At 65.9% G+C, this 11,394-nt stretch carries 9 protein-coding genes; 4 read left to right on the plus strand and 5 right to left on the minus strand.

The genetic code is table 11. The features are described 5' to 3' along the window. Positions 1 to 18: 18 nt before the first annotated feature. On the minus strand, positions 19 to 513 hold the full coding sequence (locus RTN46_RS00740; RefSeq protein ID WP_312178513.1) for a DUF3237 domain-containing protein: 495 nt from the start codon (positions 511 to 513) through the stop codon (positions 19 to 21). A 126-nt stretch (positions 514 to 639) separates the two neighbouring features. On the opposite strand from RTN46_RS00740, the gene RTN46_RS00745 reads away from it, so the two are divergent. The 4 genes from RTN46_RS00745 to RTN46_RS00760 all read left to right on the plus strand — a co-directional run bounded on the left by RTN46_RS00745 (position 640) and on the right by RTN46_RS00760 (position 4,802). After that, entirely contained in the window at positions 640 to 1,347 is a 708-nt protein-coding gene (locus tag RTN46_RS00745; protein ID WP_312178514.1) for a TetR/AcrR family transcriptional regulator, read from the plus strand. Positions 1,348 to 1,412: 65 nt separating this feature from the next. After that, positions 1,413 to 1,856 (plus strand): DUF2975 domain-containing protein, encoded by a 444-nt coding sequence (locus RTN46_RS00750; RefSeq protein ID WP_312178515.1) that lies wholly within the window; start codon positions 1,413 to 1,415, stop codon positions 1,854 to 1,856. Positions 1,857 to 1,926: 70 nt separating this feature from the next. Beyond that, positions 1,927 to 3,333 carry a M20/M25/M40 family metallo-hydrolase gene (locus RTN46_RS00755; RefSeq protein WP_312178516.1) on the plus strand — a complete coding sequence of 469 codons (1,407 nt, stop codon included), beginning with the start codon at positions 1,927 to 1,929 and terminating at the stop codon, positions 3,331 to 3,333. Beyond that, entirely contained in the window at positions 3,333 to 4,802 is a 1,470-nt protein-coding gene (locus RTN46_RS00760) for an MFS transporter (RefSeq protein WP_312178517.1), read from the plus strand. The genes RTN46_RS00755 and RTN46_RS00760 overlap by 1 nt, the downstream gene beginning before the upstream one ends. A 95-nt stretch (positions 4,803 to 4,897) precedes the next feature. Here RTN46_RS00760 and RTN46_RS00765 read toward each other — a convergent pair whose 3' ends face one another. The 4 genes from RTN46_RS00765 to RTN46_RS00780 form a co-directional block, all read right to left on the minus strand. Next, complete coding sequence (locus RTN46_RS00765; RefSeq protein ID WP_312178518.1) at positions 4,898 to 5,380, minus strand: MarR family transcriptional regulator; 483 nt, start codon at positions 5,378 to 5,380, stop codon at positions 4,898 to 4,900. 4 nt (positions 5,381 to 5,384) lie between these two features. Next, positions 5,385 to 6,500, minus strand: coding sequence for an LLM class flavin-dependent oxidoreductase (locus tag RTN46_RS00770; protein WP_312178519.1), 1,116 nt, complete (start codon positions 6,498 to 6,500; stop codon positions 5,385 to 5,387). Between the two features lie 114 nt (positions 6,501 to 6,614). Further along, positions 6,615 to 9,746, minus strand: a complete 3,132-nt coding sequence (locus RTN46_RS00775; RefSeq protein ID WP_312178520.1) for an efflux RND transporter permease subunit — start codon at positions 9,744 to 9,746, stop codon at positions 6,615 to 6,617. A 131-nt stretch (positions 9,747 to 9,877) separates the two neighbouring features. Further along, positions 9,878 to 11,374 (minus strand): malate:quinone oxidoreductase, encoded by a 1,497-nt coding sequence (locus RTN46_RS00780; RefSeq protein ID WP_312178521.1) that lies wholly within the window; start codon positions 11,372 to 11,374, stop codon positions 9,878 to 9,880. Between the last annotated feature and the right edge of the window lie 20 nt (positions 11,375 to 11,394).

Genomic DNA, 11,394 nt, shown 5'->3' on the forward strand with positions numbered 1-11,394 from the left:
CTGGCTGGCTGTACCGGGCTAGACAGAGAGCGCGGGAGCCAAGACCTCGAAGACATCGATGGTGGTCGCGCCGCTTCCGGCGGCGGCATGACCGATGAATACGGACTGCGTGAGCCAGGCGAGGGTCGGGTCTGTAGTCCGGAAGACCGGTGTCGTTACGAAGTACTCCTGGGTACGCCCCGGAGTGTCGGCTCCCTCATGGGGACGGGTCAGGATGCCGACGTTGTAGACGTCAATGTAGGAACCCGACTCCGTGCGGATCCCGTAGCGGGCCTCGACCCGGTAGCTTCCCGGCGACTTCAACAGGCACCAGTCGCCACCGCCGGGGATGATTTCCCCGCGTATGTCTCCGGATCCCGGCCCGCCGGTAATCGGGATGAAATCAAGCTCGCCGCCGCCTGCTGCGTCGATGAGGATGTCCGGAGCGACTTCGGCGACGATCCGAAAACGGTGCAGCAGTGCAGGGACAGAAGGGTGTCCGGACTCGGCCGGATGGGGTGTGATCTGTGTCATATGAGTACTATGGTGAAAAGTGAATGGCTTAGTCAATAGCATTCACTAAAACGTTGTTCCAAGACCCGGGGCCGCGTTCAGGGCAGCTGGTAGGTTTGGGGCAGATAAGGCCGGAGGAGTTCTCGCATGATGAAGGGGGTCGAACGGTTGCCTGCGCCGCAGAGGAAACCGCCCGCCAGACTGAGCCGGGGGACTCTCACACGGGAAGTCATCGTTGAGGCCGCACTGCGGGTCCTGGACGGGGGGCAGGTCAATGGACTGACGTTCGCGCGGCTGGGCAAGGAACTTGGGGCCTCACCGACGGCGGTCTACCGCCATTTCTCCAGCCGGGGCGACATCTTGACCGCCGTGGCGGATGAGCTCATCCGGATTGCCATCGACGGCTACCAGCCGTCAGACTCCTGGCAGGATTCGCTGCGGGATTTGGCATACCGGGCCTGGCGCGCGTTCGAGCAGCACTCCGCCGCCGCCATGCACACCTTTTACCGTGTCACCCTGGGCCCAAACGAGATCCGAGTGGTTGACGCCATCCTCGAAGCCATTCACCAGGCAGGCTGGCGCGGACAGGAAGCAGTTTTTAAGTACCAGATGTACTCGAACCTCGTGCTTGCGCTGAGCGGGCGGAACGCCGCGATGCTGGCCGCCGCGGACGAAGCAGGCGTCACTCCGGGGAGCTTTTGGACGCAGGAGTATATGCCCACTAATCCCGCGGAATTCCCCTACTTGTGGGAGCACCGGGACGATCTCCGGCTCAAGGACAACTTCGCCGTCTACCAGGGGCAGGTCGAGGCACTTCTTGCGGCTATGCGGGCTTCCCTTCCAGCTGTCTCCTGAGGGGCCGCCGCTCAGCTGGCTGATGCCTGGTTGACAGATACCCGAGGCACGTCGATGATGCCGGTATGACCAGGCAGGAAACCCTACCTCTCCGCTGTGTCCTCGCCGCGCTTGCCCTCGCAGCCCTGCTGGCTCAGCTGGTGCTCGTTCCGGGGGCCGCGGCCGGCTTCGCCGCTGACTACCCGGAAGTGGCATACCTTGCAGCCCCGTACGTGACGGTAATCGTGGTTGCCATCGGCGGTTTCGAGGTGGCGTTGTTTGCAGCCTGGCAGCTGCTCTCAGCAGCGGAACGCGGCGGGGCGTCGGACGGATGGCCGCCGCGGTGGGCCAACCTGATGGCTGCTTCCCTGGGTTTTATGGCAGTGCTCTTCGCGGGCGTGTTCGCGCACACCGGGTTCGCCGGCGTCGGCAGCCCGCCAATGTTGTTCGGACTTCTTGCTTCCCTCGCCCTTGTACCCGGGGCGGTTGTGCTGCGGCACAAGGCACGGGGATTTCCGATGCGAGCCTGACAGGCGCGGAACCGCGGCACCCCGCGCGGAGTAACCAGGGCCCGGGTGTGGCGGCGCTTACACTTCTCCCATGTATACGAGTGCTGTTCCTGCGACCGACCCCCTGCCCGGGAAACCGGGTGAAGCGGCGGCTTCCCGGCTGGCCCGGTTAATCAGCTGCCGCACCGTCTCTTCCCCGGACCCCGAAGGCGCCGACGCGCGGGAGTTCGCCCGGTTCGCAGAGCTGCTGGCGGAGCTCTATCCGCGCGTCCACGCAGAGCTGGAGCTTGAGCGCGTGAATGGCGGCGGACTGCTGTACCGCTGGGCCGCCGGAGGAGGGCAGTCCGGGGGAGAGCCGGCAAGCCCGCCGCCTGATCCGGTGGTGCTGATGGCGCATTACGACGTCGTTCCGGTCGAGGACGAGGCGGCGTGGGAGCATCCGCCGTTCGCCGGGAGGATCGTGGATGGTTTTATCCACGGGCGGGGGACGCTCGATGACAAAGGCCAGCTCGCAGCCATCCTGGAAGCCGTCGAAACCCTGCTGGCGGAGCAGTTCGTCCCCTCCCGGGATGTCTACCTCTCCTTCGGCGACAATGAGGAAACCGCGGGGGATACAGCGGCAGCGATTGCCGAAACCCTGGCTGCGCGCGGGGTAACGCCCTGGCTGGTGCTGGACGAGGGCGGCGCCGTTGCGGCCCAGGCGTTTCCCTTCGTGAACCGGCCGGTCGCCGTCGTCGGCGTCTCCGAAAAGGGGATCCTGGATGTGGAACTGTCCGTGGAGGACCCAGGCGGGCACGCATCCACCCCCAGCAGGCTGGGCGCCACCGCCCGGCTGGCCCGCGCCGTCGTGCGCCTGGACAACCGGCCGTTCCCGGCCGCCCTGCATCCCGTCACCGTTGAAATGCTGCACCGGCTGGCAGCCGGAGCGCCGTTTCTGCCCCGCCTCCTCTTCGCCCGTGCCGGCGCCCTCCGCCGGCCGCTGGCCCGCGTCTTCGGTGCCCTCGGCGGGGAACCCAATGCGCTGACCCGCACCACAGTGGCCGTGACGCGGCTGCAGGGTTCCAAGGCCTCGAATGTCCTGGCCACCCGGGCGTCCGCCACCGCCAACGTGCGGATCGCCCCGGGGGAGAGCATCGGGTCTGTCCTGCTGCGGATGGAACACACCATCCGCGACCGGAACGTTTCGCTGCGCGTAGTGAACGGCACCGGCCCCTCGCCCGTGTCCTCCACCGACAGCGCGCAGTTTGCGCTGCTGGAGGCGGTGATAGCCGAGGTGTTCCCGGATGCCCTCGCCGCCCCGTACATCATGCTGGCGGGCACCGACTCCCGAAGGTTCACCACCATCTGCAGCAACGTCTACCGCTTCGCGCCCTTCCGGATGGACAAGGCAGCACGTGCCTCCATCCACGCAGACAACGAGAAGCTCTCCATCAAGACCTTCGGCGAGGGCATCCGGTTCTATCGCCGGCTGCTGCAGCACCTGACGGCGGAGGCCTGATGCGCGCCCTCGGACCGATTGTCCTCTTCCTGGTGCTGGTGGAAATCACCAGCGGCATCCTGCAGGGGTACTACACACCGATCCTCACGGACATTGCCAGGGGATTGGGTATCGCTGACGGAGACGTCAACTGGTTCGAAGCGGCGCAGCTGATGTTCAGTGCCCTCGCCGTGCCGATCCTGGCGCGGCTCGGGGATATGTACGGGCACAAGCGGATCTTGCTCGTCTCCACGGCGCTCACCGCCGCTGCGTCCTGGGGTGTGGCGTTCGCACCCGATTTCTGGACGTTCCTGGCGGCCTGGTCGCTGCAGGGCTTCTATGTGGTCTGGCTGCCGCTGGAGGTGGCGCTCATTTTCGCCCGCGTGGCGGCCTCTCCCAACCGGGCCGCCCTGACCCGCAAAGCCGCAGGGCTGCTGGTGGGTGGACTGCAGTTCGGTGTGATTGCCGGTGCGCTCGCCGCAGGCGCCCTGATAGGGGTGTTCGACGGCGACCTGCGCCTGACCCTGATGGTCCCCGCGGTGGCAGCAACGCTGTGTATATTCGCCATCTGGTTCGGGGTCCCGGAGTCTTCGGTCAGGACTGGCGGAGCGGTCGACATCAAGGGTTTCGCACTGCTGGCCATGGGGCTGCTGCTGCTCACCTCGGGCCTGACCTTCCTGCGCATCAACGGCGTGGGAACCTGGTGGGTGTGGCTGGTCCTGGCGGCCGGTCTGGCCGCCTTCGTACCGTTCGTCCGCTACCAGCTGCGGCTGGCCGAGCCGCTGATCGACATCCGGATGCTGTGTGCCCCGACCATGTGGCCGGTCCAGCTCACGGCAGGCCTGTTCGGCATCTCGGTGCTGGGGGCGCAGGCACCCATGTCCACCTTCGCCCGGACCGACAGTGAGCTGCACGGCTACGGACTGGGACTGGAAGCCGGTTCCGTGTCACTGATCATCGGCGCCTACGTCCTCGCGGTGCTCACCGGCGCGCTGCTGTTCCCGCTGGCCGCCCGGCTCTCCACCCCGCGGATCACGCTCAGCGGCGCGGCCGCCGTCGTGGGTATCGGCTACGGGATGTTCCTGCCCTTCCACGATTCTCTGGCGCAGACACTGACCAACATGGTGATCGCCGGCCTCGGCTCCGGTGCGCTCGTGGCTGCGCTGCCGTCCGCTGCGGCGGCAGCGGCACCGCTGAACCGCACCGGGATGGCGACAGGGCTGACGAACACGACCAAAACGATCGGCGGCTCCTTCGCCTCGGCGATCTTCGGCATCGCGCTGTTGAGCGCGGCGGGGGAGACACTGGGCGGGGTCACCGGCGCAGCCACCGCCGCACCGCTGTCCGGCTACCTCACAGTGTGGACTGTCTGCTCCGTGACGGCATTCGCAGCCGCTGCCGCCTTGCTGCTGGTGCCGCGGCTGGCGTTTGCGGACGCTGCCCTGACCTCCGGGCTCGAGGGATCTACTCCAGATACCTCACACCGGTGAGGTCGCAGTGGCCCGCCACAGACGGGCCCAGGTGGCCGGGCCGGGGCCGCGGAGCTCCCGCCAAATGGGAGCCCCACGGTAGAACGGCGGCGGCGTCATGCCGGTCCGGGTTTGCCGTCCGCGTTGAGGCTGCTGAGCAGCTTGTCGGTCAGGGCCTTCAAATCGGCCAGTTCCTGGGGGCTCAGGGCGGGGGAGAGCAGGTCATGGATACCCCGGACATGGATCCGGCCGAGGCGCTTCTGCACCGCTTGGCCTTCCTCCGTCAGGGACAGCTCCACACCGCGCTGGTCATTCTGGGCCGGCCGGCGGCGGACCAGGCCCTTGCTCTCCAGCCGGTCCATCATTCGGCTCAGGCTGGGCTGGCTGATCAGCAGGTGCTCGTTGAGCTCGTTCAACCGCGTCCACCCGCCCGGGCAACGGCTGAGGTTGAACAGCACGTCGTACTCGCGCATGGTCAGTTCCTTGAACTCCCGGTCACGCTGGAGCCGCCGCATTACGCCGACCTGTGCCCGGAAGAGGGATTCCCAGGCTTCGGCTGTTTGTTTGACCGGGGTGGACCCGCTGTTCTCCGAACTCATCTCATTAGCCTACTGAAGAAGAAGCGCTATGTGTGTCGGAGGCGCCGGTGTTGCGTTCCGCGACCCGGCCGGCGTGGGTTGGGCCGTCAGGAACATGTGCCGGACGGCGTGAATCGAACTCGCGCCGCAGCTCCGGCAGTACATATTCACCGAAGAGGTCCAACTGCTCAAGTACGGTCTTCAACGGCAGGCCCGCATGATCAACCAGGAAGAGCTGGCGCTGGTAGTCGCCGAAGTACTCCTGGAAGGTGAGGGTCTTCTCGATGACTTCCTGGGGGCTTCCGACAGTCAACGGGGTCTGTGCGGTGAAGTCCTCCATCGAGGGGCCGTGGCCGTACACCGGGGCGTTGTCGAAGTACGGGCGGAATTCGTTGACGGCGTCCTGGGAGTTCTTCCGCATAAAGAACTGTCCGCCGAGGCCAACGATTGCCTGGTCCGCGGAGCCGTGGCCGTAGTGTTCGTAGCGCTCCCGGTAGAGTCCGATGAGCTGCATGTAGTGCTCCTTCGGCCAGAAGATGTTGTTAGCGAAGAACCCGTCGCCGAAGTAGGCAGCGATCTCGGCGACCTGCGGCGTGCGGATCGCGCCGTGCCAAACGAACGGGGCGACGCCGTCGAGCGGGCGCGGAGTTGAGGTGAAGTTCCGCAGCGGAGTGCGGAACTTGCCCTCCCAGTTCACGGTCTCGTTGTCCCAAAGCTGGCGCAGGAGGTTGTAGTTCTCCACGGTCAGGTCGACGGAATCCTGGATGTTCTTGCCGAACCATGGGTAGACCGGTGCGGTGTTGCCGCGGCCGAGGACCAGGTCGGTGCGGCCGCCGGAGAGGTGCTGCAGCATGGCGAAGTCTTCGGCGATCTTTACCGGATCGTTGGTGGTGATCAGGGTGGTGGACGTCGAAAGGATGATGCGTTCGGTCTGCGCCGCGATGTAGCCCAGCAGTGTGGTGGGGGAGGAAGCATAGAAGGGCGGATTGTGGTGCTCGCCGGTGGCGTAGACATCCATGCCGATCTCTTCGACCTTCTTGGCAATGGCGACGGCGGACTGGATGCGCTCGCCTTCCGTCGGCATCCGACCCGTGACAGGGTCCCGGGTGATGTCGCTGACGCTGAATACGCCGATCTGCATGGTGGCCTCCTGTTGCCTGGCTGTTCCCTCGTCCCGGTAGCGGGGACGGAGAGTGTATGCATTTGCATCTACTGACAGGTTACAACAGGACGGTCCCTGATTTCATTCCCTCTCTCAGCCTGCGGCTTCCGCGGCCCTGCGGTCCGATTCCTCCTTCGCCAGGGCGCGGCGTTCCCGGGGACCTTCGACCAGCTGGTACAGCACGGGGACCAGCACCAGCGTGAGCAGGGTGGACGTGACCAGGCCGCCGACGACGACGATCGCGAGCGGGCGGGAAATAAAACCACCCTCGCCGGTAACGCCAAGCGCCATCGGGGTCAGCGCGAAGATGGTCGCCAGTGCCGTCATCAGGATCGGGCGCAGCCGCTGCCGTGCTCCGCGCAGGATCGCCTCCTGCACCCTCATGCCCGGTTCACCGCCGCGGGGCCGGCGGTACTGGTTGATCAGGTCCATCAGCACAATGGCGTTGGTGACCACGATGCCCACCAGCATCAGCATGCCGACCAGGGACGGCAGGCCCAGCGGCACGTTGGCGATCAGCAGGAGCAGGATGGCGCCGGTTGCCGCGAAGGGAATGGAAACCAGCAAAATCAGCGGCTGCACCAGGGACTTGAATGTGGCAACCATGATCACGTAGACAATCGCGATGGCCGCCAGCAGTGCCCAGCCCAGCTGGGTGAAGGACTCGTTCTGCTGGGTGGCTGCCCCGCTCAGCGTCGCGGTGACGGTGGGCGGCAGCTCAACGTTGGCCAGCTCGGCCTGGACCTGCGCAATCGCACCGCCCAGATCGTCACCGGCAGGGGTCACCGAGACGACGGCGGTCCGTTCACCTCCGGAGGAGGAGACAGTGGTGGGGACACTGGTTTCCTCCACAATGGCTAGCTCGCTCAGCGGGACCGGTCCCGTGGCCGTCGGAATAATGATCCCGGCAAGCTGTTCGGTGGTGGCAACCTCCGTGCCTTCACCGATGAGGACCGGGAAGTCGTCGGTGCCCAGCCGCACCGTTCCAGCCGGCAGGGGGCTCAGGGTGGAAGCGAGAATCCCCGCGACCTGCTGTTCGTCCAGACCCGCAGCCACAGCCTTGGACCGGTCGATGGTTACCTGCACCACAGGCTCGGACGCGGCCAGGTTGTCCGAGGCTTCGGCGACGCCGGGAAGTGTGGACATGGCGTTGACCAGGGCGTCCGCCGCCGGCTCCAGCTCGGCTGGATCTCCCGCGGAAATCTCAATGTCCACTGTATTGGAGGTGCCGAAGCCGCCGCCCTGGGTGCCCAAGGACACGGTGCCGGCCTCGTCGCCAAGATCCTCGAGCTCCTGGCGGACGGTTTCCCGGAGGGCAACCTGGTCCACACCCTGATCCGTGATCACGGTGAAGTTCGCAACCGAAGCGCCGCCGGCGCTGAACGCGGCGATCCCCGACGTTGAGGTGCCCATCGTGACCTGGACATCCTTCACGCCGTCGGTGTTGGCCAGGAGGTCCTCCACCGCGGCGGCGGCCTCGGAAGTGGTCTCCAGTGAGCTGCCCGGCGGGAGTTCCTGCCGGACACTGAAGGTGTTCTGGCCGGTGTCGCCGAGCAGGTTGGTCTGCAGCAGGGGCGTCATCGCCACGGTTCCGGCCAGGACCAGGGCGCCGGCCAGCAAGGTGTAAACCGGATGGCGCTGGGTGCCGCGCAGGATCGGCAGGTAGCCGCGCTGCAGGAAGGAGGACTGCTCGCGCTTTTCGGCGTCCGCGCGGTACGCTGCCGGATCGCTGACCGGTTTGGGGGACTTCAGGAACCAGTAGGCCAGCACCGGGACAATCGTCAGCGACACCAGCAGTGACGCCAGCAGCGCCAGCGACGTCGTGATGGCAAAGGGGCGGAAGAGCTCCCCGGCCAGGCCCCCGACGAGGGCGATCGGAGCGAAGACAGCCACCGTGGTCAGCGTTGAGGCCGTCACGGCTCCGGCGACTTCGCGGATGGCGGTGAGGATGGCCGTGCGTTTTTCCTCGCCGTAGCCCAGGTGCCGCTTGATGTTTTCGATCACCACGATCGAGTCATCGACCACGCGGCCGATGGCGATGGTCAGCGCGCCGAGGGTCAGGATGTTCAGCGAGTAGCCGAAGGCCAGCAGGCCAATGAAGGTGACCAGCAGCGAGAGCGGAATGGAGACGGCGGTGACCAGGGTGGACCGCACGGAGAGCAGGAAGACCAGGATCACCAGCACGGCAAAGCCAAGGCCCAGCAGGCCTTCGGTGGTGAGATCGGAAATGGACTTCTCGATGAAGGGCGCCTGGTCGAAGATCACGGTGAACTTCGCCCCGTTGCCCAGCTCCTCCTGGAGCGAGGGCAGCAGATCCATCACTTCATGCGAGATGCCCACCGTATCGCCGGCAGGAGTCTTCGTGATCGAGATGGCGAGTGTGGCCTCGCCGTTCGTGCGGGTGATCGAGGTCTGTTCGTCGTCAGTGATTTCCACGACCGCGACGTCGCCGATGGTCGGCGGCGCGGCACCCGGCTCCGCACCTTCCGCTTCCAGCGGCAGCGCGGAGATCTTCTCGAGGGAATCCAGCGGGCTTCCCACTTGGATCGAGAGCGTGCGGCTGTCCTCCTGGACCGTTCCGGCCGGGATCAATGCCCCACTGTTTTCCAGGGCGGCGGAAATAGCCGCGGGTGAGATGCCCAGCGCTGCCAGCGCGGCGTCGTCGGGCAGGATGGCGACGTGGCGTTCGGAGCCGCCGGTGACTTCGGCAGTGCGGACCCCTTCGACCTTCTGAAGCCGCGGCACCGTCAGCCGCTCCAGGTCGGCGCTGAGTTCGCTCAGCGGCTGGTCACTGGAGACAGCCAGGTAAACGATCGGGAAGTCGCTGATGCTTCCGGCGAGGGACTGCGGGTTGGTGTCCTCCGGCAGGGACTGCCGGGCATTGGAAATGGCGCGGTCCACCTGGCCTCGGGCCCGGTCCAGGTCCGTGCCGTACGCGAAGGTCAGGGTGATCGCGGATATCGAGGTCCGGGAGGTCGCGGAGGAAGACTCCAGGCCTTCGACGGCGGTGAGGGCAGCCTCCAGCGGTTCGCTCACCTGCTTGTCCACGACTTCGGGGGAGGCGCCGGGCAGCGCGGTAATCACGCTGATCTGGGGAAACTCCAGTGCGGGGATAAGTTCCTGTTTCAGCGAATTCAGCGAAATAACGCCGAAGACCGCCACAAAAACTGTGATGAGCGCAATGAGGGCCCGGTTGGCGAGGGAGAGCTTGGCCAGACGATCCATGAACCTGCCTTTGTGACGTGGACGAACTCATCATACGTGCGCCGCAGGCGGCCTCCGCCCAGGGGCAGGCCGCGTTAACGAAACGTGCCCCGGACCGCTTGGTGGGGGCACGTCAATCCTTCAGGGCGTGGCTAACCCAGGTTCAGGACGCGGTTGGTTTCGGCTTCGATCTCGTCAGCGAGCGATTCGTTCTCGTTCAGCTTGACGCCGTAGCCCGGGATCATTTCCTTGATCTTCGGCTCCCAGCCGGCGAACTCGCCGGGGAAGGCACGCTTCATCAGGTTGATCATGATCGGGGTAGCCGTGGAAGCTCCGGGGGAGGCGCCAAGCAGCGCACCGATGGAGCCGTCAGCCGAAGTGATGAGTTCGGTGCCGAACTGCAGCACGCCGCCGCTCTTCGGATCCTTCTTGATGACCTGGACGCGCTGGCCGGCGGTGATCAGGTCCCAGCCCTCGGTGGTGGCCTGCGGGTAGAACTCGCGCAGAGCCTTTGTTTTGCCTTCGCGGGACTTCAGCACCTCGGTCACGAGGTACTTCACCAGGGACATGTTGTCCTTGGCGACCGCCAGCATGGGCACCAGGTTGTGCGGGCGCACGGACAGCGGCAGATCCAGGAAGGAACCACCCTTGAGGAACTTGGGGGAGAAACCGCCGTACGGGCCAAAGAGCAGCGACTTTTTGCCGTCCACGAAGCGGGTGTCCAGGTGGGGAACGGACATCGGGGGAGCGCCGACGGAGGCCTGGCCATAGACCTTTGCGTTGTGCTGCGCAATGATCGTTTCGTCGGTGGAACGCAGGAACTGGCCGGATACGGGGAACCCGCCGAAGCCCTTTCCTTCCGGAATGCCCGAGCGCTGCAGCAGGTGCAGTGCGCCGCCGCCGCCGCCGATGAATACGAAGCGGGCGGAGACCGTGCGGGTGGCCTTGGTGGCGCGGTTGCGGACCGTAACGTCCCAGCCGCCGTTGGAGGCGCGCGAAACGTTGGTGACTTCGTGGCCGAAGTTCAGATCGGCGCCGTTGGCTCCGAGGTAGTTCACCAGTTCCCGGGTCAGTGCACCGAAGTCGACGTCGGTACCGCCGGCGACGCGGGAGGCTGCGACCCGCTGGCCGGAGTCCCGGCCCTGCATGATCAGCGGAGCCCATTCAGCGATCTTGGCGTGGTCTTCGCTGAACTCCATGGTCTTGAACAGCGGCTGGGCGCTGAGCGATTCGTGGCGCCGGCGCAGATATTCGGAGTGCGCGTCGCCCCAGACAAAGCTCATGTGGGGCAGCGGGTTGATGAAGTTCCCGGAGATCAGTCCCTGGCCCACCATGTGGGACCAGAACTGGCGGGAGACCTGGAACTGCTCGTTGATGCCGATCGCCTTGGCCGGATCAACCCGGCCGTCAGGGCCGGCGGGGCTGTAGTTCAGTTCGCACAACGCGGCGTGGCCGGTGCCGGCGTTGTTCCACGGGTCGGAACTTTCGGTACCGGCACGGTCCATGCGCTCGAAGAGCGAAATGTCCCAATCGGGTGCCAGCTGCTTCAGGAACGCCCCGAGGGTCGCGCTCATGACGCCGCCGCCGATCAGCAGTACATCAGTTCGGGTTGCGGACTTCTCCGCCGGGCTATCAGCAGTCAACTTCATATCTCCAGTCGCGTGGACGC

It is taken from the genome of Arthrobacter sp. (genome assembly GCF_031988865.1).
Lineage (GTDB): Bacteria > Actinomycetota > Actinomycetes > Actinomycetales > Micrococcaceae > Arthrobacter_B.